The organism is Stenotrophomonas sp. YJH_SMC_32, assembly GCF_059369975.1.
The window spans coordinates 58375-80105 of record NZ_JCAFTE010000010.1 but is presented as its reverse complement, the minus strand read 5'-3'; the positions used below and the strand labels follow the sequence as shown (position 1 = coordinate 80105).

The following is a 21731-nucleotide window of genomic DNA, read 5'->3' as shown; positions in this document are numbered from 1 at the left end:
CGAGAATAGGCGTTCAACCGCAAGGCACCTTCCATGATCTATTTCCACGACATCGACCCCATCGCCCTCTCGCTGGGGCCGATCAAGGTGCACTGGTACGGCATCATGTACCTGCTCGGCTTCACTGCGGCCTGGCTGCTGGGCCGCACGCGCATCGCCGCCGGGCGCCTGCCGGGCGTCGATGCCAACGGCTTCTCCGACCTGTTGTTCTACGCCATGCTCGGCGTGGTGCTGGGCGGCCGCATCGGCTACATGCTGTTCTACGCGCTGGGCGATTTCCTGCACAACCCGCTGCTGCTGTTCAAGGTGTGGGACGGCGGCATGAGTTTCCATGGCGGCCTGCTGGGCGTGCTGGGTGCCTGCTGGTGGTGGTCGCGCAAGCACGCGCTGCACTTCTTCGACACCATGGATTTCATGGCGCCGCTGGTACCGCTGGGCCTGGGTTTTGGTCGCATCGGCAACTTCATCGGCGCCGAGCTGTGGGGCAAGTACACCGACGGCACGTGGGGCGTGGTGTTCCCGTCGGGCCTGCCGGCGCCGCTGAACCAGTTGGACCATGCGACCCTGCAGGCGCAGTTCGCCACCGGCGCGCTGAACCAGTTCGCCCGCCATCCCTCGCAGCTGTATGAAGCGTTCCTGGAAGGCCTGGTGATGTTCGTGGTGCTGTGGACGGTGTCGGCCAAGCCGCGCCACCGTTACCTGGTCGGCGGCCTGTTCGCGCTGATGTACGGCCTGTTCCGCTTCGCCGTCGAATTCGTACGCATGCCCGACAACGGCGTCTATGTGGCCTTCGACTGGCTGACCCGTGGCCAGATCCTCAGCCTGCCGCTCATCGCCTTCGGCCTGGTGCTGCTGGCGATGTCGCGCCGCGCGCCGGTGCTGCAGCCGCAACCGGTGATGGCTGCGGAGGGCAAGGCATGAAGGCCTACCTGGATCTGCTCGCGCATGTGCTGGAACATGGCGCGGAGAAGAGCGACCGCACCGGCACCGGCACCCGCAGCGTGTTCGGCTGGCAGATGCGCTTCGACCTCAATGAAGGTTTCCCGCTGGTCACCACCAAGAAGCTGCACCTGCGCTCGATCATCCACGAGCTGCTGTGGTTCCTGAAGGGCGATACCAACATCGGCTACCTGAAGGACAACCAGGTACGCATCTGGGACGAGTGGGCCGACGAGAACGGCGACCTCGGCCCGGTCTACGGCAAGCAGTGGCGCAGCTGGGCCACCGCCGATGGCCGCGAGATCGACCAGATGCAGTGGCTGGTGGACGAGATCAAGCGCAACCCCGATTCGCGCCGGCTGGTGGTCAGCGCCTGGAACGTGGGCGAGCTTTCGCAGATGGCGCTGATGCCGTGCCACAATCTGTTCCAGTTCTACGTGGTGGACGGCAAGCTCAGCTGCCAGCTGTACCAGCGCAGCGGCGACATCTTCCTCGGCGTGCCGTTCAACATCGCCAGCTATGCGCTGCTGACCCACATGGTGGCGCAGGCCACGGGCCTGGGCGTGGGCGACTTCGTGCATACGCTGGGCGACGCGCACCTGTATTCGAACCATTTCGAGCAGGCGCGCGAGCAGCTTTCGCGTGAACCGCGCGCGCTGCCGAAGCTGTGGTTGAACCCGGAGGTGAGCGACCTGTTCGGCTTCCGGTTCGACGACATCCGCATCGACGGCTATGACCCGCACCCGGCGATCAAGGCGCCGGTGGCGGTGTGAGTGCCATGAAGCTCTCGATGATCGTGGCGCTGGACCGCAACCGTGGCATCGGCCAGGGCAATGCCATGCCCTGGCACCTGCCGGATGATTTCAAGCACTTCAAGGCGCTCACCCTGGGCAAGCCGATCCTGATGGGGCGCAAGACGGCCGAGTCGATCGGCCGCGTACTGCCGGGGCGCACCAACCTGGTGCTGACCCGCAGCGGCCAGGGGCCGTTCGCGGGCATGCGCGCGGTGGCGTCGCTGGACGAGGCGAAGGCGATTGCCGAAGGCGAGGGCGCCAGCGAGCTGTGCATCATCGGCGGCGGCGAGATCTTCCACCAGCTGCTGGACCAGGCCAGCGACCTGTACCTGACCTGGGTCGATGCCGAAGTCCCCGCCGACACCCATTTCCCCGAGGTGGCCGTGCAGGACTGGCGGGAAGTGAGCAGCGAGCCGCATCCGGCCGATGACCGCCACGCCTATGCGTTCCGCTTCGTGCATTACGTGCGCCGCTGAGGATGGTTTTCTGTAGAGCCGAGCCATGCTCGGCTGCTGTTGCCTGATACCTCCCGTAGCTGAGCATGGCCCGGCTCTGCAGGTGCCTACGGCATCCGGTAATGCCCGATGATCGCGTGCTGGAACAGCAGGTTCTCTTCACGCGTGCCGCGCGCGATGTTGTGCAGCACCAGCGGTGTGCCATTGGCCAGCCTCCGGTCGGAGACGATGCCGACATGCAGCAGACCGTTGCCGTTGAGCTTCCAGGCCACGATGTCACCGGCCGCATAGTCGGTGGCGAGGGCGGTGATCGGTTGCTGCCAGCCCTGCCGTTCGAACCAGCGCATCAGGTTCGGCACACGCCGATGATCAATGTTGCGGTCCGGCCGTGACAGGCCCCAGATCGCGGGATACGCGCTGAAGTTGCCGCGCATGTCTTCATGCACGCGCGCCTGCAGGTCCAGGCCCTGGCTGCGCAGGGCGCGCACCACCACGTCGGTGCACACGCCGCGATCAAGCGGGACGTCGCCGCCGGGATAGGACAGGACCTGGTAGGCGGGATCGTAACGGGTGGTGACGCCGATCTGTGCGCGCGCTGCGGCCACCAGTGGCGGTGAAGGGGCCTGCGGCTGCGATGGCGTGGGGGCGGCATTTCCGCCGCCGGTGGGAGCCGGGGGCGAAGCAGGCTGGCAGCCGCTGGCCAGGGCCAGCGTCAGCAGCAGCACCCTCCATGGTGCCCAGCCGCGTCGCGTCATGCCTGCGGCGCGGCGCCGTTGTTGTGGGGTCCACCGGAGCCTCCACCGCCACCACCTCGACGGCGACGACGGCGCGGACCACGGTTGCCCGGGTTGGCAGCAGCGGCGTTGCCGCCGCCCTGTTCCTTGCCCTGCACCGCAGCGGCGGGGCGCTCGTGCGCCGGTCGCGCCGGCGGGCGGGCGTGGGGTACGGGTGCCGGTACATCACGGCCCGGTACCTGCACCACGCGCAGCTCGTCGGTATCGAGCTGGATCGCGGTCAGCTTGCCGCCCCAGACTGCGCCGGTGTCGATGGCGTGCACGCCCTGGGTGATGGTCAGGCCCAGCGCCGACCAGTGGCCGCAGACGATCTTGAGGTCGCGCTCGACCCGTCCAGGTACTTCGAACCAGGGGTAGAGTCCCTGTTCCTGCGTGCCAGGGGTGCCCTTGTCCTCGATGCCGATGCGCCCGCGCGGGGTGCAGTAGCGCATGCGGGTGAGCACGTTGATGATCGCACGCGAACGGTCGTAGCCGGACAGGTTCGGCGCCCAGCTTGGCTTGTCGCCGTACATGTTGCGGAACAGCTTGCGGTAGCCGGCGCCGTGCAGCTGCACCTCGACTTCGGCGGCGTGCTTCTCTGCCATCTGCGTGGTCCACTTCGGCGCCAGGCCGGCGTGCACCATCATCCAGCCCAGCTCGCGATCCACATGCACCAGCTTCTGCAGGCGCAGCCAGTCCAGCAGTTCGTCGCGGTCCTCGGCCTGCACGATGCGCAGCAGGTCCGGGTTGACCTTGCGCTGCTCCTCTTCGGTGCGTGCACCGACGGCCAGCAGCGAAAGATCATGGTTGCCCAGCACCACCACGCTGTGCTCGCGCAGCGAATGCACCAGCCGCAGCGTTTCCAGCGACTGGCCGCCACGGTTGACCAGGTCGCCGCAGAACCACAGGGTGTCCTGGGCCGGGTCGAAGCGGATCTTCTCAAGCAACCGCTGGGTAACGTCGTAGCAGCCCTGCAGGTCGCCGATCGCCCACACACTCATCGTTCGGCCTCCGTGTCAGTGCAGGGTACGCGGGACGGCCAGCACGAACGGTGCGACCGGCGCGGCAAATTCGGTGCCATCGTCGGCGACCATGTCGTAGTGCCCCTGCATGGTCCCGTGATCGGTCCCCAGCATGACACCGGACGTGTAACGGAAGTCTTCACCGGGGCGCAGCCGCGGCTGCTCGCCGATCACCCCGTCGCCATCGACATGCTCGACACGGCCATTGGCATCGGTGATGCGCCAGTGGCGTGCGACCAGGCGTGCGGCGACCCGCCCCTGGTTGTGGATGCGGATCGTGTAGGCGAACGCGTAGCGCCCGTCTTCCGGCGCGGATTGATCGTCGAGGAAGCGCGGTGCGACTTCGACGGAGATGGCATATACGTCAGCGTCTTCCATACCGGCAGTGTAATCAGGAGGCATTGGCCAAAGCGGTGAATTCGGCCACGTCCAGCTGTTCGGCGCGGGCATCGGGACGCACGCCGGCAGCGATGAACTGCTCGGCGGACACCACGTTGTTCAGGGCATTGCGCAGGGTCTTGCGGCGCTGCCCGAAGGCGGCCTTGACCACCTCGGCGAAGCGCGTGTGGTCGTTGATGCTGATCGAGGCCGGGTCACGCGGCACCAGCCGCACCACGGCCGAATCGACCTTCGGCGGCGGCCGGAACGCGCCCGGCGGAACCACGAACAGCGAGATCACCTGGCAGTAGGCCTGCAGCATCACGCTGAGGCGGCCATACACCTTGCTGCCGGGGCCGGCGGCCATGCGGTCGACCACCTCTTTCTGCAGCATGAAGTGCATGTCGCGGATCACTGCGGCATGCTCCAGCGCATGGAACAGGATCGGCGAGGAGATGTTGTAGGGCAGGTTGCCGACCAGGCGGATCGGCTGGCCATCAGCCAGTTCGGTGAAGTCCACGCGCAGCACGTCGCGATGGACGATGGTCAGCTCGCCCAGCGGCTCGGCGGCGGCGGTCAGCGGCGCGATCAGGTCGCGGTCGAACTCGATCACCGTCAGCGTCGGGTGCACGCGCAGCAGCGGCAGGGTGATGGCGCCCTGGCCTGGACCAATTTCAACCAGGCGGTCGCCATCTTTCGGGTTGACCGCCATCACGATCTTGTCGATGTAGTGGCGATCGGCCAGGAAATGCTGGCCAAGCTGCTTCTTGGCCGGTGCGGTGAACACCGGGCCGGAGGGGGAATGCGGGGAATTCATGCGCTCAGTGTACGTTGCCGCGCCAGCTGCGCACACAGCGTCGTTGCCGCCTGCAGGCTGGAAGGATCGGCGATGCCGCGGCCGGCCAGGTCCAGCGCGGTGCCATGGTCGACCGCCACGCGCGGGTAGGGCAGGCCGAGGGTCAGGTTCACCGCCTGTTCGAAGCCGGAATACTTCAGCACCGGCAGGCCCTGGTCGTGGTACATCGCCAGCACGGTGTCGAAACCGGCCAGCTTGGCCGGCAGGAAGGCGGTGTCGGCCGGCAGCGGCCCGACCAGGTCCATGCCCTCCGCGCGCAGGCGCTGCAGCAGGGGGATGACCAGGTCCAGTTCCTCGCGTCCCAGATGACCGTCTTCGCCGGCATGCGGGTTCAGCCCGAGCACCGCGATGCGCGGCGCAGGCAGGCCGAACTCGCGGCGCAGCGCGGCATGCACCGTGCGCAGGGTGTGTTCCAGGCTGGGCGCGGTGATCGCATCGGCCACCTCGCGCAGCGGCAGGTGGGGGGTGGCCAGGGCCACGCGGACAATGTGATTGGCCAGCATCATCACCACCTTCACTCCGGCCTGGTCGGCCAGCAGTTCAGTGGTACCACTGTAGGCAATGCCGCCTTCGTTGATGACCGCCTTGTGCACCGGGCCGGTCACCACACCGTGCAGCTCACCGGACAGGCAGGCCTGGCCGGCGCCGAGCAGGGCGCCGATGACCGCGCTGGCATTGGCCGGATCGGCCTGGCCGAAGTGGCTGGGCACCGCGTTGCGGACGGCGCGCAGGCGCAGATCGCCGGGGACGCGTGCTTCGGCGTCCTCGGGCAGCAGTTGCAGGGGCAGGTTCAGGGCGGCCGCAGCCGCGCGCAGGGTGTCCGGGTCGGCGAAGGCCAGCAGCCGGCAATCTTCACGCGGCTGCTGGACGAGGCGGACACACAGCTCCGGGCCGATCCCGGCGGGCTCGCCCGGTACCAGAGCGAGCTCGGGGCGCATCGGTCAGGACTGCGGCGGAGTGGCGGTGTTTTCCGCGCGGTCGCCGCTGCGGAAACTGACGTAGGCTTCGCCACGCAGTTCCTGCAGGAAGCGGTTGTACTCGTCTTCCAGCTTGCGACGGCCGATGGTCTCGCGGACCTGGGCACGCTGGTTGTCGGTGGTCACGTCGGTCTGGCGGGTCGCCACGCGCTGCACGATGTGCCAACCGGCGTCGGTGCGGAACGGCTGGCTGACGCCACCATCCTGCAGGCCACTCACCTGCTGGCCGAAGGCCGGACCGAACGCGTCAGCCGGGAACCAGCCGAGATCACCGCCCTGGCCCTTGCTGTTGTTGTCCTCGGAGGACTCCCTGGCAACGGTCTGGAAGTCGGCGCCGCCAGCAATGCGGGCGCGCAGGGTATCGATCTTGGCCTTGGCAGCGGCATCGGTCTGGTTGTCGTCCACGCGGACCAGGATGTGGCGGCCGTGGTACTCGGTGACCGTCTGTTCACCGGCGGCGGAACTGCTGTCACGCACTTCCACCAGCTTCAGCAGCTGGAAGCCGCTCGGGCCGCGGATCGGGCCGACCACCTCGCCCGGCTTCATCTTTTCCATCAACTGGGCAAAGGCCTGCGGGATTTCATCCAGGCTGCGCCAGCCCAGATCGCCGCCTTCCAGTGCGTTCGGGCTGTCCGAATAGCGCACGGCCGCCGCGTTGAAGTCCAGCTCGCCCTTGTCCAGCAGGGCCTTCACGCCATCGGCCTTCTTCTGGCCGGTGGCGATCTGGTCGGCGTTGGCACCGTCGGGCAGGGCGATCAGGATGTGCGCCAGGTGATACTGGTTGCCTACCGTGGCCTGCTGCTTCAGCGCGGCGTCGACTTCACCCTCGCTGACGCTGATGCGGCTCTGCGCGAAGCTCTGGCGCAGGCGCTGCACGGTGATCTCGTCACGCACCGACGCGCGGAAATCGTTGAAATCGATACCGTCATGGGCCAGGCGCTGGCGAAGGGCATCCAGGTTCGAACCGTTCTGCTGGGCGATGGCGTTCATCGCCTGGTTCAGCTCCTGGTCGCTGACACGGATGCCGCTGCCCTGGGCGCGGGCCACCTGCAGCTTGACCAGCACCAGGCGTTCGAGCACCTGGCGGCTGAGCACGTCTTCCGGCGGCAGCTGGTTTTCGCGGCCGGCATACTGCGCCTTGATGTTGGCGATCGCACGCTGGAGCTCGCTCTGCAGGATCACGTCCTCATCGACGACGGCAGCGATGCGGTCAAGCGGCTGCGCCTCCTGGGCAAGCACCTGCAGGGGGGCGGACACGCTGGACACCGCCAGCAGCGAGGCGAGAAGAACGGGGAAGCGCTTGGTCATGGGATCAGGTTCGGATCGTAGTCATCCCGGGTCGCCCCGGTGTTGCTCGGCGGCACGAGATAGAGGTCGTCGCGGTTGTAGCCGAGGATAGCACGGCGCAGGGTACGGTCCGTGTCCTGCCCCAGGGAGCTCAGGCCCTTGAGCACGAACTCCACCTGGATGGAGTTGTTCATCTCGCCTTCGCGGTTGCGGACATAGCGGCGGCCGACCACACGCACGGCCAGGCAGCAGCTGTCCCACTGGACACCGCCGATGATTTCCAGCGGCTCCTTGTCCTGCAGCGAGTAGTAGTAGCGACCGACCAGGCTCCAGCGCGCATTCAGCGGGTACAGGAACGACAGGTCGGCCTGCTCCAGCAGGGTGCGGTCGTGCTTGTTGGCATCGACGAGGGCGTCGCCCTTGATTCGGTAGCGGTAGGTCAGGTTGACCACGCCGTCGTTGGGCATCAGGTAGCGGGCACGCACGCTGGCCAGATCCTCACGCTTGTACTTCGGGTCCCACTGGTAGGTGGCACCCAGGGTCCAGCGGTCGTTGATCATGTAGTTGCCGTCGGCGATCCACGCCGACTTGCCCTTTTCCACCGGCGCACCGCCCGGAGTGACGGTCACCCGCGACTCGTCGAAATACTGGATCTGGCCGATCGAAGCCGAGAACCGTTCCTTGCCGGTGGTCTGGTCGATGAACCGGGTACTCAGTGCCAGGGTCAGCTGGTTGGCATCGTTCTGGCGGTCGGCGCCGGTATAGCGCGAGTCGCGGAACAGCTGGCCCCAGCTGAACGTGAAGTCACGCGTATCGAAGATCGGCAGCTCGTCCTGGTTGCGGTACGGCGTGCGCAGGTAGAACAGGCGCGGTTCCAGGGTCTGCAGGAAGGACTTGCCGCCGATCGTGGTCTCGCGATCGAAGAACAGGCCGGCGTCGATGCTGCCGATCGGCAGGCTGCGGCTGGGCGATTTGTTGCCGCGCAGCTGCTCCGGCGTGGCGGTGTTCGGGTCGATGCCCTGCGAGGCCAGCACGTTGCGGCGGACGCTGTCAGCCAGGCCCTGGTCCAGGTCGTAGCCGGTGTAGCGGTAGGCCAGGGTCGGGGTGACGTACCAGGCCGCGCCACTGATCGGGAACGACACGTACGGCTTCACGTCCAGGCGCGAGCCGCCGTACATGCGTTGGGTCTGGCCGTTGCGCGTGTACTGCAGGTCGGGTCCCGCATCGGCGCCGTACTTGAAGTTGATGTCGTCGTGAGTGAAGCGCACGGCTTCGGCATAGATGCCGGTTTCCAGCCACGGCAGGACCGGCTTGTCCCAGTTGAAGTACAGGCGCGGCTGGCGGTTGTACGGCAGCGCGCTTTCATTGAGCGTGTAGTCGGTCAGCTGCCAGCGGTCGGCCATGATGCCGGCCGTCCAGTTCCGGCCGGTGCCGTACAGGCCCACGGTGCTCTGGAGGTTCGAGGCAGTCACCCCGACCAGGCGGTTGGCGAAGTCCTCGACATAGCGCTCGTCGCTGACCCAGGCCAGGTTCGCGCGGGCCTGCCAGTGGCTGTCCACGTTGTGGTAACCGCTGAACATCACCCGGCCGCGGTCGCGGTCGCGCAGCTTGTCGTTGGGCATGAACGCGGTCAGCAGTTCGCCGCGGCCGCCGTTGTAGAGATAGCGGAACTCGTTGTCGAGCATCAGGCCGCGCCGGCTCATGTAGCGCGGGGTCAACGTGTCGTCGTAGTTCGGCGCCAGGTTGAAGTAGATCGGCTGTGCGTAGTCGAATCCGTTGCGCCCGGACATGCCCAGCTGCGGGAACAGCAGGCCGGTCTTGCGGCGGTCATCGATCGGGAACTTGAAGTACGGCGCCCACAGCACCGGCACCTTGCCGATCCGCAGCACGGCGTTGCGGGCGGTGCCGAAGCCCTCGTCGTTGTCCACTTCGATCTGCGGCGCCGACAGCTTCCACACCGGCTGTGACGGGTCGCAGGTGGTGTAGGTGGAGCGGTGCATCTGGCCGACCGCGCCCTGCAGGTCGACCGACTCGGCATCGCCGTTGCCGCGGCGCGACACCAGCTGGTACTTGATGTCGGTGATCTTGTGGGTGTCGCTTTCCTGGTTGCCCTCGGCGCGCTTGGCGACCATGCGGATCGAGGAGTCCTGGTAGCGGACATTGCCGTCGGCGATGTAGTTGCCGCTCTCGGTATCGAAGCTGAGCTTGTCGGTGCCGACGAACTGGTCGCCGCGGCGCAGGGCCACGTTGCCTTCGTACTGCGGCACGGTGGTCGTGCCCAGCAGCTGGTCACCCTCGATGTCGGTCGGCTGCTGCTCGCGCGCAGCGCTGGCGGCGGCCTTGTCCTGCCCCGGGACCGGGGTGGGGGCATCGGTGAACGCGGGAATCACGTCGGTAGCCGGGCACAGGCCCCAGTTGAGCGGCTTTTCATCGGCCATTGCCGGCAGGCAGATGGCGATGCTCAGAGGCAGGGGAAGCAGGCGGAGGGCTCGGCGCACGCGGTTCGGATTCGGGCGAAAACGGACGGTAGCTTGCCCCATCCCTTGCATAGGGGCAATGAAGGACGCCGCAGCCTGCCGGTTCGGGTTCATCCGGAGACGCTGCCGGGAGGGGGCAGCAGCAGGGCCCGGACATGGGCCACGCTGCACTCGGCAAGGGCCTGCAGGTCATAGCCGCCTTCCAGCATCGAGACCACCCGGCCGGCCGCATGACGGCGCGCCAGCGCATGAAGCTCCCGGGTGATCCAGGCGAAATCGTCGGTTTCCAGCATCAGGTCGGCCTGCGGGTCACGCAGGTGGGCGTCGAAGCCGGCCGAGATCAGCAGCAGCTGCGGACGGAAGTCGTCGATGGCCGGCAGCATTTCGTCGGCCCACACGTTGCGGAAGCGGAAACCGCCACTGCCCGGGGGCAGCAGGATGTTCATCAGGTTGCCGGCACCGCGGTCGCGGCGCAGGCCGGAATTGGGGAACAGGCCGGCCTGGTGGGTGCTGTAGTAGGAGACCCGGGCGTCGTGCTGGAAGATGTCCTGGGTGCCGTTGCCATGGTGGACATCGAAATCGACCACCGCGATCCGCTCCAGCCCATGGCGGTCACGGGCATAGGCGGCGGCGATGGCGATGTTGTTGAGCAGGCAGAAGCCCATCGCCGTGCTGCTGGTAGCGTGGTGGCCCGGGGGCCGCACCGCGCAGAACGCCAGCGGGTCCTCGCCCAGCATCACCGCATCGACCGCCGCCACCCCGGCGCCGGCGGCGTGCACGGCGGCACTGGCCGAGCCCGGCGAGGTCCAGGTGTCCATGTCCAGCTGGCGCAGTGGCGCGGTCTGCGGCTGCAGCACGAAGTCGAGCAGGGCGCTGTCGTGGACCCGGGTCAGTTCGCCGAACTTGGCCGGCGGCGCCTCGCGCCAGTCCAGCTGGCCGGGGAACGCGGTGTGCAGGGCATCGAGCACATGCTGCAGGCGTTGCGGGCACTCCGGATGGCCAGGGCCGGGGTCATGCAGCAGGCAGGACGGATGGGTGAAGACCAGCATCGTGCCGACTCAGCGCTGGCGCTGCTGTGGCTGCCACAGCGCTTCGCCATGGCCGTCGGCGCGGGCCAGTACGCGGGCCAGCACGAACAACAGGTCCGACAGCCGGTTGAGGTACTGCAGCGCCTCGCTGCGCACGGCTTCGTGGCGGGCCAGGGTGACCGTTTCGCGCTCGGCGCGGCGGACGATGGTGCGGGCCAGATGGCAGCGTGCGGCGGCCTCGCCACCAGCCGGCAGGATGAACTCCTTCAACATCGGCAGGTTGGCGTTGTAGTGGTCCAGCTGCTGTTCCAGTGCCGAGACATCGGCGGCGTGGATGGCGGCGTGGCCCGGGATGCACAGCTCGGCACCCAGGTCGAACAGCTGGTGCTGCAGATGCACCACCAGCGCGCGGACATCCCCGGGCAGCGCGGTGGCAAGCAGCAGGCCGAGCGCAGCGTTGGCTTCATCGACGGTGCCGTAGGACGCCACCCGGGCGTCGTCCTTGGCCACGCGCTGGCCGTCGCCGAGGCCGGTACTGCCGTCGTCGCCGGTGCGGGTATAGATGCGCGAGAGGCGATGACCCATGGCGCGGCTCAGTGCCGGATGTCGCGGCGGGCCTGCTGAAGCTTCAGTACCTGCTCCACCGCCAGCTGCAATGCCGCCGCCAGCGCCACGTAGATCGCGGTGGTGCGCAGGTAGGGGCCGAACCATTGTGCGTAGTTCTGCGCCCAACCGGCCAGCGTCGGCTCGGCCACGTTGCGGGTGGTCCAGTAGAAACCGCCCTGCGCCAGCAGGTGGCAGACCGCCACCGAGGCCACCAGCAGCAGTGCACCCTTGGCCAGCACCGGCCAGCGTGCGCCCTGGTAGTTGCGGCCCAGCAGCATGCCGCCGGCCCACAGCGAGAAATACGCCGGCAGCAGCAGCCAGTAACCCGGCGACACGCAGTAGTGCTGCCAGAAATCCAGGCCGCTGCTGCGGATCACGATCCAGTCCACCAGCACGGCGAACACCATCAGCAGCGGAAACGCCCAGCGTGTCCACGTGGCCAGGTAGAAGCCACCGATGAAGAACACCGCCCAGGAGGCATCGGGGATCGCCGCGAAGTGGTTGACCCGGGTCGCCGCCAGCAACAGCACGAGGACGGACAGGACGAAGGCGCGGTTGGCGGTGGCGGACATGGCAGCGGGCCCGGAGCGGATTCAGGTTTCATTCTAGCCCGCCGCGCCGGTTGGCGCAGGTCGGGTGGTGTTGGGCGTTCGGGCAGGGCGAGCGCGTATCATGAACATCATGAGTGAACGACATGACGTGCTGATCGTCGGTGGTGGCCTGGTCGGTGCCAGCCTGGCCATCGCCCTGGACCGCCTGGGCCGCGATGTGGGCCTGCTCGAGGCCAGCCCGGCCGGCGAGCTGCCGGCGGTATTCGACCAGCGCAACCTCAGTTTTGCCGCTGCCACGGTCAATGCGCTGACCGCGCTGGGGGTCATGCAGAAGCTGGCGATGGCGCCGGGCCCGATCCGCCGCATCCACGTCAGCCGCGCCGGCGATTTCGGCCGGGTGCAGCTGGAGGCTTCCGACTACGACCGGCCGTGGTTCGGCCAGGTGGTGGTGGCGCGGGACTTCGGCCAGGCGCTGGAAGCGCGCCTGCAGGAGCTGCCGCGGCTGCGGCGCTACCGGCCGATGCGTTTCCTGGGCTTGAGCGAGGTGGTCGACGGCTACCGCCAGGTGCGGGTGGCCGACGAGACCGGCGAGCGCGTGCTGCTGGCCCGGCTGGTAGTAGGGGCCGATGGCACGACCAGTGGCGTGCGCGGCGCGCTCGGCATCGAGGTCGACCGCCATGATTTCCAGCAGACCCTGTTCGTGGCCCGCGTGCGCAGCCAGCGCACGCCAGACGGCACCGCCTGGGAGCGCTTCACCGATACCGGCCCGACCGCCCTGCTGCCGCGTGGTGATCGCCACTTCGGCACCGTGCACGGTGTGGCGCGCGACCAGGCCGATGCGGTGATGGCGCTGGACGATGCGGCTTGGCTGCAACGCCTGCAGAACGCGATCGGCTGGCGCGCAGGCCGGCTGCTCGAATCCGGCCCGCGCAGTGCTTATCCGCTCATCCAGGTGCTGGCGCGCGCGCTGGCCGGAGAGCGCGGGGTGCTGCTCGGCAATGCCGCGCAGACCATCCATCCGCTGGGGGCGCAGGGCTTCAACCTGGGCCTGCGCGATGCGCTGACCCTGGCCGAACTGCTGGAGGATGCGCATGAGGATGCCGGCAGTGATGCACTGCTGCAGGCCTATGTCGCGCGCCGCGAAGAGGACCGCCGGCAGACGGTGGCGTTCTCCGGCGGGCTGGCGCGCCTGACCAGCAATCCGGCGCCGCTGATGCGGCCGCTGCGCAGCCTCGGCCTGGTGGCCGCGCAGCGTGCCTCGGTGCAATCGATGCTGGTCGGTGGTGCGATGGGCTTCCGCGGCGAGGTGCCGCGGCTGTGCCGTGGAGAAGCGGCATGAGCCGGCGCGCGCGTCTTGATGTGGCCATCATCGGCGGTGGCGTGGTCGGTGCCGCGTGTGCGCTGGCGCTGGCTGATGCTGGCCTGTCGGTGGCGCTGGTGGAAGGTCGCGAACCGGCGCCGTGGCAGGCCGAACAGCCGGACCTGCGCGTGTTCGCCTTCGCTGCCGACAACGTACAGCTGCTGAATCGTCTTGGTGTGTGGCCGGCGATCGCGCAGGCCCGTGCATGGCCCTACCGGCGCATGCAGGTGTGGGATGCGGCTGGTGGCGAGGATCTGCTGTTCGACGCTGATCGCTTCGGCCGTCGCGAACTGGGCTACATCGTCGAGAACGCGCTGCTGCAGGACCGCCTGTGGTCGGCGCTGCCGGCGGCGGGTGTGCAGCTGCACTGCCCGGCACGCGTGGACGCGCTGGAGCAGGACGAGGACGGCGTGCGCCTGCGCCTGGATGACGGGCGCCGCCTGGAAGCGGCGTTGGCGGTGGCCGCCGACGGTGCCGAATCGACCCTGCGCCAGCTGGCCGGGATCGAGGTTGAAAAGCATGACTACCACCAGCGCGGCGTGGTGGCCTATGTGGACAGCGATCTTCCCAACCAGGCCACGGCCTGGCAGCGCTTTCTGCCAAGCGGGCCGCTGGCGTTGTTGCCGGTGGCCGAACGCCGCAGCTCGATCGTCTGGACCCTGCCGGAGGACGAGGCGGCGCGTGTTCTGGCACTGGACGAGGACAGCTTCAACCGCGAACTGACCCGCGCCTTCGCGGCACGCCTGGGTGAGCTGCGGTTGGCCTCCCCGCGAGCGGCATTCCCGCTGCGCCGCCAGCTGGCCCGTCACTACGTGGCCGGTCGTGTACTGGCGTTGGGTGACGCGGCGCATGTGGTGCATCCGCTGGCCGGGCAGGGCGTGAACCTGGGGCTGCGTGATGTCGCCGCCCTGCAGCAGTGGCTGGCACCCTCGGCAGAGCGCCGCGGCCAACCGCGGCTGTCGCCGCAGCGCCTGCAGCGCTGGGCACGCGAACGGCGGAGCGACAACCACATCGCCGCCTACAGCTTCGATGCGATCAACCGCCTGTTCTCCAACGACGAAATGCACCTGACCCTGGCCCGGGGCCGTGCGCTGGGCTGCGTCGGCCGATGGCCGCCGCTGGTGCAGGCGTTCTGGAAGCGCGCCGCCGGCGTCTGACCAACGGCTCATCCACGCATGGCGTGGATCTACTGGAATCGAGTCAGTAGATCCACGCCATGCGTGGATGAAGATCGCGACGGCGGATCAGTCGATCAGCCAGCCGGCCAGGTCGGTGCGGTCCAGCTTGCCGCGATGCCTGCGGTCCAGCGAATTGAATTCGTCGGCCAGCGCCGGGTTGGCCTGCGCTTCCTCGCGGCTGATGAAACCATCGCCGTTCACATCCAGCGCGGCGAAGTGGATGCGGTACTGGCCAACCACGCTGCTGGGCTCCAGCGAACGCACCGTCACCTGTGCCTCGCCGGCCGGCTGTGCAATCTCGACGCTGCCGCTGACCCGACCGGCATCCAGTGGCTGCTGGCGGATCGCGCCGCCGGTGGGGCCCAGCGGCTGGCTCTGCGCAGGGGTGTGCGGCAGTTGCTGGGCCATGGCCGGTGCGACTGACAGCAAAGTGATCAGCAGGGTGAGCGAGTGGTAGCGCATGGTTCCGTTCCCCGGTAGCGCCGGGCCATGCCCGGCGGATGCAATGGGATCAGCGCAGCGGCGAGGCCAGCACGGTGATCTCTTCACGATCGTGATAGAGCTGCTTGGCGCGCACCACCAGCGGCTTCCCGGCCTGGTCCTGGAACAGGTCCAGGCACAGCCGGGTCTCGTCCCAGCGCTTCTTCATCGGCAGCTTCAGATTGAAGATCGCATGCCTGCACCAGCCTTCGCGGAACCAGGTGGCCATGCGTTCGGCGACGCGGCGCGGCTGCTCGACCATGTCGCAGACCATCCAGTCCAGCGGTTGTTCCGGGTGCCAGTGGAAGCCATCGGCGCGCAGGTGCTCGACCAGGCCGGTGTCCAGCACGTGCTGGCGCAGCGGGCCATTGTCGATGCTCAGCACGTGCATGTGCTGCCGGGTGAGCACCCAGGTCCAGCCACCGGGGGCGGCGCCAAGGTCGGCCGCGCGCATGCCGGGCTTGGCCAGCGCCTCGCGTTCTTCAGGCGTCAGTAGGGTCAACAGCGCCTCGTCCAGCTTCAGCGCCGAACGCGAAGGCGCTTCGGGCAGCAGCTTCAGGCGCGGAATGCCCAATGCCCACGGCGCGCTGTCGCCCGGGTCGGCCACGCAGACGAAGGCATGGGTACCGTCGACGAACACCACATGCAGGCGCGGCAGGCGGGTGTTCGGCTTGTCGCTGAGCTTGCCGGCCTTGCGCAGCGCCGGGCGCAGTGCATTGCCAAAGGATCGCGCCAGGCCGGACAACGGCTTGCCAGCGTCGGAATCGGGATGCTCCACCCACAGGTCGCCGAAGCGCGGCGCATCAGCCAGCACCTCCAGCATCGGCGTAATGCGGTCGGCCGGATCCAGCTGTGGCAGCTCGGCCAGCACAACCAGCTTCTGCCGCGCGAAGATCAGTTCGCGCCAGCGCAGGCGCGGTGCCAGCGCCGCGGCCTCGTCGCACATGAAAAGCACGTAGCCGTCATTGCGCTGGGTGCGTGCATAACCGGCGAAACCGGCTTCGCCGGCACGGAACTGCAGTTCGCCGGCCAGCTCGGGCTCGAAACCCTGCCGGCACAGGCACAGCAGGCCGATGCCGGTTTCAGTAACGGGCGCCATCGCTTTCCCCATAGGCACGCAGCACGCTGCGCGCGGCGTCGCGGTTCAGGCCCTGCACCACTTCGATGCCACGCTTGTTGAGCTCGCCGACCCAGTCGGCCGGCAGCGGGCCTTCGTCGAACGGGGTCAGTTCTTCGACGTCGGCTGCACTGGCACCGATCAGCAGGCGGTCGATGCCCGCCCACACGGTGGCGCCGTAGCACTGGCAGCACGGCTGCGAGCTGGTGGCCAGGGTGACCGGCGACAGCACCGCGTTCAGGCGCGGGGTCTGCAGGCGTTGCTGGGCCAGCATGTAGGCCATGTTCTCGGCGTGCGCCAGCGAGGTCGCGTGTGGCATCACCCGGTTCACGCCGGCAGCGATCACCTTGTCGTCCGGGCCGAACACCACGGCGCCGAACGGGCCGCCACTGGCGTGCTCGACGTTCAGCCGCGACAGCTCGATCGCCAGCGCGACCTTGGCCTCATCGCCCGGATATCGACGATCCAGGTCGATCTGGTCGTGGATCCAGGCGGGAAGGGTCAGGTGGACTTGCGCGTACAGCATCGCGGGGGTGCCTCGTAGGGATGGAAGAAAGTGCGGTTGCTTGGGAAACCGGCGCGCAGTGTAGCCGCACCGGCCTGTATCGGGTGTGGCGGTGGGTCAGCCGGGCGAGCCGGTGCGGATCACCACGTATTGCTTGCGGAACTCCAGCCCGGCCTGCGGCCAGCTGGCCGCATAGGCACGCAGCAGGGGCAGGGCGGCGGCGAAATCGTGGCCGTTGACCCGGCAATCGGCCTCGCACAGGCCATCGGCATCGCGCGAGGCGAACAGGCGGATGGCCAGGAACGGGCGCGCCTTCAGCAGCTCGTCGAAGGTGTCCATGCTCCTGGTGAACAGGCAGCACGGACAGGACCCATGGTCGTCCTCGCTGCAGGTGCTGGCGTCCACCTCGTGCTCGCGGTAATGCGCCAGCGGACCCAGCACCACGGTGCGTTCGTGTTCCCGGCCCTCATCGCCGGCCGGATAGGTCAGGCCCATCATTGGCAGCGCCTGTGGGTCTTCGGCGCCGATCGCGGTCTGCAGGGTCACCAGGTCCACCCGTGCCCAGGCCTGGAAGCCGGCCAGCAGCGATGTCTGTTCATCGGTGCCGTTGGCGTGCTGGTACTCGAACAGGCCGTCAGCGAACAGCAGCGGATGCTGGCTTTCGATGACGGTGGAGGTCTGCCAGCCCCCGTTGTCGCGCGCGTGTGCGGCCATCGCATGCGGGGTCAGGCGCAGTCCGCTGTCCAGCAGCAGCGCGTTGCCGTCGATGCGGCTGGCGACGCTGGCGTCCTGCAGGGCCTGCTGCAGCAGTGGGAGGAGGGCGGTGGACGTCGTGGTCATGTCAGGCCTGTGGATGGATCGGGTGGAGCATCCAGGCCGGGCCTGGTGCTAGCGGTCGAGCGCGTCAAGTTCGGCGCGATAGCGCTGCGCGTCGGACTGCTGCTGCGGGTCGTTGCCGTGGTCGCGCAGCCAGCTTTCCAGTTCGCGGCGATACTCCGCGCGGAAATCGGCATTGCCCGGGCTGAAATGCAGCTTGCGTGCTGCCACCTCCACCCGCTCGCGCGCGCTGGACCGGGCCTGGGCGATGCCGTGGGGTGATTCGTTGGTGAGGATGACGAAGTTGCGCGGGAAACCCGGCGTGTACTTGACCACGAACGGCTGGTCGCGCGCCGGGATGCGGATGGCGTTTTCCAGCGGCCACAGCGAGGCGGTGTTGGTGTGGAACACCGCCTCCACATCGCGCCCTTCGGCAGTGCGCAGCACCGCTTCGTAGCGCCAGATGTACTGTTCGTTGAGCGTCGAGCTGGTTCGCTCTGCCTTGACGATCACCGCTTCGCCGCGCTCGCCCACCAGGTTGAGGAAGGTGGCGTTGAGGAAGTGGCCGAAGAACATGTTGAGCATCGCCAGCGGGAACACCACGATGGCGTAGCCTGGAAAGCGTCGCCACCACGAGACCAGCCCGGCCAGCACCATCGCTGCAAAGAACGTCAGCAGCGGATGCTGCGAGATGAACCAGAGCAGGACGGACAGGGCGGTGATCATCGTCGGGGGCGTGCGGGCGCCGTGTGGGCGCCCGCGCAGGTGCTCAGGCCGACCAGGTGTCGCGCAGGGTCACGCTGCGGTTGAACACCGGCTTGGCTTCGGTGTGATCGCGGCGGTCAGCGACGAAATAGCCGGTGCGCTCGAACTGGAACGACTGCTCCGGTGCGGCGCTGGCTGCGGCCGGCTCGACATAGCCGGTGACGGTACGGCGCGATTCCGGGTTCAGGTAGTCGCGGTAGGTCTTGCCTTCCGATTCGTCGTCAGGGTTCGGCACCGAGAACAGGCGGTCGTACAGGCGGATCTCGGCCGGCACGCCGTGCACGGCGCTCACCCAGTGGATGGTGCCCTTGACCTTGCGGTTGGCGCCTTCCATGCCCGGACGCGATTCCGGATCGAGCCAGCCGCGCAGTTCGATGATGGTGCCGTCGGCATCCTTGATCACTTCGTCGCAGCGGATGATGCCGGCGCCACGCAGGCGCACTTCGCCGCCCGGCACCAGGCGCTTCCAGCCCTTCGGCGGCACTTCGGCGAAGTCCTCGCGATCGATCCACACTTCGCGGGCGAACGGAACTTCGCGGCTGCCGAAGCTTTCGTCCTTCGGGTGGTTGCTGAAGGTCAGCAGTTCTTCGTGGCCTTCCGGAAGGTTGGTCAGCACCAGCTTGACCGGGTCGACCACGGCCATGCGGCGCGGCGCGGCGCTGTCGAGGTCCTCGCGCAGTGCGCCTTCGAGCACGCTGAAGTCGATCAGCGAATTCTGCTTGCTGATGCCCACGCGCTCGGCGAACAGGCGCATCGCGGCCGGGGTGTAGCCACGGCGTCGCAGGCCCTGCAGGGTCGGCATGCGCGGGTCTTCCCAGCCGTCCACCAGCTGTTCAGTGACCAGCGCCATCAGCTTGCGCTTGCTCATCACCGTGTAGTTGATGTTCAGGCGCGAGAACTCGATCTGGCGCGGCTTGGCCGCTTCGCGTGGCAGCCCGGCATCGACCAGGGGCTGGGTCAGCGCGTCGTCATGGGCGAAATCGACGTTGTCCACGCACCAGTCGTACAGCGGGCGGTGGTCTTCGAATTCCAGCGTGCACAGCGAGTGCGTGATGCCCTCGATCGAATCACCCAGCGCATGGGCGAAGTCGTACATCGGGTAGATCGGCCACGCGTTGCCGGTGTTCTGGTGCTCGACGTGCTTGATGCGGTACAGCGCCGGATCGCGCAGGTTGATGTTGCCGCTGGCCATGTCGATCTTCGCGCGCAGGGTGCGCGCGCCATCGGGGAACTCACCGGCGCGCATGCGGCGGAACAGGTCGAGGTTTTCCTCGACGCTGCGGTCGCGCCACGGCGACGGGCGACCCGGCTCGGTCAGGGTGCCGCGGTAGGCACGCACTTCTTCGGCCGACAGGTCGCAGACATAGGCCTTGCCCTGTTCGATCAGCTTCTCGGCGGCCAGGTAGTAGGCCTGGAAGTAGTCCGAGGCGTGGCGCAGCTCGTTCCAGCTGAAGCCCAGCCAGCGCACGTCGTCCTGGATCGCGGCCACGTATTCCGGATCTTCCTTGGCCGGGTTGGTGTCATCGAAGCGCAGGTTGCAGACGCCGCTGAATTCACCGGCGATGCCGAAGTTCAGGCAGATCGACTTGGCGTGACCGATGTGCAGGTAGCCGTTCGGCTCCGGCGGGAAGCGGGTCTTGATCGCCTGGTGCTTTCCGCTGGCCAGGTCCTCGCGCACGATCTGGCGGATGAAATCGCGCTTCTCGTGGCTGTCGGCGGGGGTCTCGGGGCTGGCGGGGGTGTGCTCGGACATGAGTCGGCGAAAAGAAAGGCAGAAAGACCAACAGTCTAGCGCGTACCGGGCGGGGCTGCCGGGGTTGCCGGCCAGCGGCCGGCACTACCAGGCGTCTTCCGGTAGTGCCGGCCGCTGGCCGGCAACTCTCGGATCCCGCCCTCTCCACCATTCAGCCCCCAGGCGTATGCTGGACCCTTGCCCCGAGGAGCCGCCACATGCACATCGTGTACAAGGCCGACAACCTGTTCGACGCCCATCTGGTCAAGCACGCCTTGGAAGACGCCGGTATCCCCGCGTTCGTGTTCGGAGAGCAGCTGCTGGGCGGGATGGGCGAGCTGCCGCTGTTTGGCGTGCTGCGGGTCGGCATCCCCGATGCGGCGCGGCCGCAGGCCGAGGACATCGTGGCGGCGCTGGACTTGGGCCAGGCCCCGTCCGACCCCATTTCCGATGCAGACGACATTGCCGGTCTTCCGGCGTAGGAGCGCATCATGTTGGGAATTGGCCAGGGCATCCTCGGCATCGGCGCCTTCAAGCAGCGCCTGCCGCGCCCGGAAGAGGCGCTGCCGGGGCGTGACCAACCGCTGCCGCTGCACAGCAACCAGCACTTCGTGAACAGCCATCCGCTGAAGGACCGTTTCGCCGGCCTGCAGCAGATCCGCTTTGCGCTGGGCTGCTTCTGGGGCGCCGAGCGCAAGTTCTGGACCGAGCCGGGCGTGTACAGCACCTCGGTCGGCTATGCAGGTGGCATCACGCCGAACCCGACCTATGAAGAGGTCTGCTCGGGCCTGACCGGCCACACCGAAGTGGTGCAGGTGGTGTTCGACCCGGCGGTGGTGAGCCTGGAGCGGCTGCTGCAGCTGTTCTGGGAAAGCCACGACCCGACCCAGGGTATGCGCCAGGGCAACGACACCGGCACCCAGTACCGTTCGGCGATCCACGCCACCGACGAGGCACAGTACGCCGCCGCGCTGGCCAGCCGCGAGGCTTACCAGGCGCAGCTGGATGCGGCCGGCTACGGCCCGATCACCACCGAGATCGTGTACCCGGCACCGGCGTACTACTACGCCGAGGACTACCACCAGCAGTACCTGGCGAAGAATCCGAACGGCTACTGCGGCATCGGCGGCACCGGCGTGAGCTGCCCGATCGGGTTGGATGTGGAGGCGCCGCGCTGACGCGCGGTGGTCCGCCTGCGGCGGGCTGAAGCTGAAAGCAACTGCCAAAGCCAAAGCCAAAGCGGCTCTGGGTTGCTGCTTGTTGGGTGGGGCGGTGTGGGTTGGCAGGACACGCCGTGAACCCGTCCCTGGGGGCTCGATGGCGCCTTGCTCGTGTGCGCTGTCCTGCGCACACGGCAAGACCGGGGTTGGGCGTCCTGCCCAACCCGCCCGAGGCATGCCTCGGGCCCATGGCGCCAACGGTCCTGCCAACCCACACCGCCCCACCCCCGAAAGTTTCCCGGTGACGGTGGGAAAGAGCATTGGGTTACTGACGAACTGATGGAAAACAAAAAGGACGCGGCGTTCGCCGCGTCCTTTTTGTTTGATCCTGCAGTGCTTTCTGTAGAGCGGAGCCATGCTCCGCTCCAAGCAAGCGAAGCGCGCGACCCGCTGTTGCTCTTCTTCCTTCCTTCCG

At 67.9% G+C, this 21731-nt stretch carries 23 protein-coding genes; 7 read left to right on the top strand and 16 right to left on the bottom strand.

From position 1 onward, the window contains the following. The first annotated feature begins 33 nt into the window (after positions 1 to 33). From lgt to AC5P7S_RS13325, 3 genes are read left to right on the top strand one after another with little or no spacing between them, the layout of a single operon-like run. Complete coding sequence (lgt, locus tag AC5P7S_RS13335) at positions 34 to 921, top strand: prolipoprotein diacylglyceryl transferase (protein ID WP_005415341.1); 888 nt, start codon at positions 34 to 36, stop codon at positions 919 to 921. After that, positions 918 to 1712 (top strand): thymidylate synthase, encoded by a 795-nt coding sequence (locus AC5P7S_RS13330; protein WP_005415342.1) that lies wholly within the window; start codon positions 918 to 920, stop codon positions 1710 to 1712. The genes lgt and AC5P7S_RS13330 overlap by 4 nt, the downstream gene beginning before the upstream one ends. Positions 1713 to 1717: 5 nt before the next feature. Then, positions 1718 to 2209 (top strand): dihydrofolate reductase, encoded by a 492-nt coding sequence (locus AC5P7S_RS13325; protein WP_049433620.1) that lies wholly within the window; start codon positions 1718 to 1720, stop codon positions 2207 to 2209. 86 nt (positions 2210 to 2295) lie between these two features. Here the strand turns inward: AC5P7S_RS13325 and AC5P7S_RS13320 are convergent, their stop codons facing one another. The 10 genes from AC5P7S_RS13320 to AC5P7S_RS13275 all read right to left on the bottom strand — a co-directional run bounded on the left by AC5P7S_RS13320 (position 2296) and on the right by AC5P7S_RS13275 (position 12164). Next, positions 2296 to 2943, bottom strand: a complete 648-nt coding sequence (locus AC5P7S_RS13320) for a DUF1287 domain-containing protein (RefSeq protein ID WP_032953945.1) — start codon at positions 2941 to 2943, stop codon at positions 2296 to 2298. Continuing rightward, positions 2940 to 3962 (bottom strand): symmetrical bis(5'-nucleosyl)-tetraphosphatase, encoded by a 1023-nt coding sequence (locus AC5P7S_RS13315; protein ID WP_005415345.1) that lies wholly within the window; start codon positions 3960 to 3962, stop codon positions 2940 to 2942. Before AC5P7S_RS13315 ends, AC5P7S_RS13320 begins: the two co-directional genes overlap by 4 nt. A gap of 15 nt (positions 3963 to 3977) precedes the next feature. Then, a complete protein-coding gene (apaG, locus tag AC5P7S_RS13310; RefSeq protein ID WP_005415346.1) occupies positions 3978 to 4361 on the bottom strand; it encodes a Co2+/Mg2+ efflux facilitator ApaG/CorD in 384 nt (127 codons plus the stop codon). 13 nt (positions 4362 to 4374) lie between these two features. Continuing rightward, a complete protein-coding gene (rsmA, locus tag AC5P7S_RS13305) occupies positions 4375 to 5178 on the bottom strand; it encodes a 16S rRNA (adenine(1518)-N(6)/adenine(1519)-N(6))-dimethyltransferase RsmA (protein WP_095379358.1) in 804 nt (267 codons plus the stop codon). Next, positions 5175 to 6155: a 4-hydroxythreonine-4-phosphate dehydrogenase PdxA gene (pdxA, locus tag AC5P7S_RS13300; RefSeq protein ID WP_095379356.1), complete on the bottom strand. Its 981-nt coding sequence runs from the start codon at positions 6153 to 6155 to the stop codon at positions 5175 to 5177. Before pdxA ends, rsmA begins: the two co-directional genes overlap by 4 nt. A 3-nt stretch (positions 6156 to 6158) precedes the next feature. Continuing rightward, positions 6159 to 7502: a peptidylprolyl isomerase gene (locus tag AC5P7S_RS13295; RefSeq protein WP_005415349.1), complete on the bottom strand. Its 1344-nt coding sequence runs from the start codon at positions 7500 to 7502 to the stop codon at positions 6159 to 6161. Continuing rightward, the gene (gene lptD / locus AC5P7S_RS13290; RefSeq protein WP_095379363.1) at positions 7499 to 9979 is read right to left on the bottom strand and encodes an LPS-assembly protein LptD; all 2481 of its coding nucleotides are present in this window, start codon (positions 9977 to 9979) and stop codon (positions 7499 to 7501) included. Before lptD ends, AC5P7S_RS13295 begins: the two co-directional genes overlap by 4 nt. A gap of 89 nt (positions 9980 to 10068) precedes the next feature. Continuing rightward, positions 10069 to 11007, bottom strand: a complete 939-nt coding sequence (locus AC5P7S_RS13285; RefSeq protein WP_005415351.1) for a histone deacetylase family protein — start codon at positions 11005 to 11007, stop codon at positions 10069 to 10071. A 9-nt stretch (positions 11008 to 11016) separates the two neighbouring features. Further along, a complete protein-coding gene (locus tag AC5P7S_RS13280) occupies positions 11017 to 11571 on the bottom strand; it encodes a cob(I)yrinic acid a,c-diamide adenosyltransferase (protein ID WP_095379354.1) in 555 nt (184 codons plus the stop codon). An 8-nt stretch (positions 11572 to 11579) separates the two neighbouring features. Further along, complete coding sequence (locus AC5P7S_RS13275) at positions 11580 to 12164, bottom strand: hypothetical protein (RefSeq protein ID WP_005415353.1); 585 nt, start codon at positions 12162 to 12164, stop codon at positions 11580 to 11582. 109 nt (positions 12165 to 12273) lie between these two features. On the opposite strand from AC5P7S_RS13275, the gene ubiH reads away from it, so the two are divergent. Both ubiH and AC5P7S_RS13265 read left to right on the top strand, forming a co-directional pair. Continuing rightward, the gene (gene ubiH, locus AC5P7S_RS13270) at positions 12274 to 13482 is read left to right on the top strand and encodes a 2-octaprenyl-6-methoxyphenyl hydroxylase (protein ID WP_095379352.1); all 1209 of its coding nucleotides are present in this window, start codon (positions 12274 to 12276) and stop codon (positions 13480 to 13482) included. Continuing rightward, entirely contained in the window at positions 13479 to 14660 is a 1182-nt protein-coding gene (locus AC5P7S_RS13265) for a UbiH/UbiF family hydroxylase (RefSeq protein WP_095379350.1), read from the top strand. Before ubiH ends, AC5P7S_RS13265 begins: the two co-directional genes overlap by 4 nt. A gap of 87 nt (positions 14661 to 14747) precedes the next feature. On the opposite strand, the gene AC5P7S_RS13260 is transcribed toward AC5P7S_RS13265, so the two are convergent. The 6 genes from AC5P7S_RS13260 to AC5P7S_RS13235 form a co-directional block, all read right to left on the bottom strand. Then, the gene (locus AC5P7S_RS13260) at positions 14748 to 15143 is read right to left on the bottom strand and encodes an EF-hand domain-containing protein (RefSeq protein WP_095379348.1); all 396 of its coding nucleotides are present in this window, start codon (positions 15141 to 15143) and stop codon (positions 14748 to 14750) included. Positions 15144 to 15192: 49 nt separating this feature from the next. Next, on the bottom strand, positions 15193 to 16260 hold the full coding sequence (gene rlmM / locus AC5P7S_RS13255; RefSeq protein ID WP_053501233.1) for a 23S rRNA (cytidine(2498)-2'-O)-methyltransferase RlmM: 1068 nt from the start codon (positions 16258 to 16260) through the stop codon (positions 15193 to 15195). Then, complete coding sequence (locus AC5P7S_RS13250) at positions 16244 to 16804, bottom strand: nucleoside deaminase (RefSeq protein ID WP_005415358.1); 561 nt, start codon at positions 16802 to 16804, stop codon at positions 16244 to 16246. Before AC5P7S_RS13250 ends, rlmM begins: the two co-directional genes overlap by 17 nt. Before the next feature lie 96 nt (positions 16805 to 16900). Further along, positions 16901 to 17623 (bottom strand): DUF6348 family protein, encoded by a 723-nt coding sequence (locus AC5P7S_RS13245; protein WP_095379345.1) that lies wholly within the window; start codon positions 17621 to 17623, stop codon positions 16901 to 16903. 48 nt (positions 17624 to 17671) lie between these two features. After that, complete coding sequence (locus tag AC5P7S_RS13240; RefSeq protein WP_095379343.1) at positions 17672 to 18325, bottom strand: hypothetical protein; 654 nt, start codon at positions 18323 to 18325, stop codon at positions 17672 to 17674. A gap of 43 nt (positions 18326 to 18368) precedes the next feature. Then, positions 18369 to 20117, bottom strand: a complete 1749-nt coding sequence (locus tag AC5P7S_RS13235; RefSeq protein WP_065186344.1) for a glutamine--tRNA ligase/YqeY domain fusion protein — start codon at positions 20115 to 20117, stop codon at positions 18369 to 18371. A gap of 197 nt (positions 20118 to 20314) precedes the next feature. On the opposite strand from AC5P7S_RS13235, the gene AC5P7S_RS13230 reads away from it, so the two are divergent. After that, a complete protein-coding gene (locus AC5P7S_RS13230) occupies positions 20315 to 20578 on the top strand; it encodes a putative signal transducing protein (protein ID WP_005415362.1) in 264 nt (87 codons plus the stop codon). Positions 20579 to 20608: 30 nt separating this feature from the next. After that, positions 20609 to 21274, top strand: a complete 666-nt coding sequence (gene msrA / locus AC5P7S_RS13225) for a peptide-methionine (S)-S-oxide reductase MsrA (RefSeq protein WP_032968772.1) — start codon at positions 20609 to 20611, stop codon at positions 21272 to 21274. Positions 21275 to 21731 lie beyond the last annotated feature (457 nt).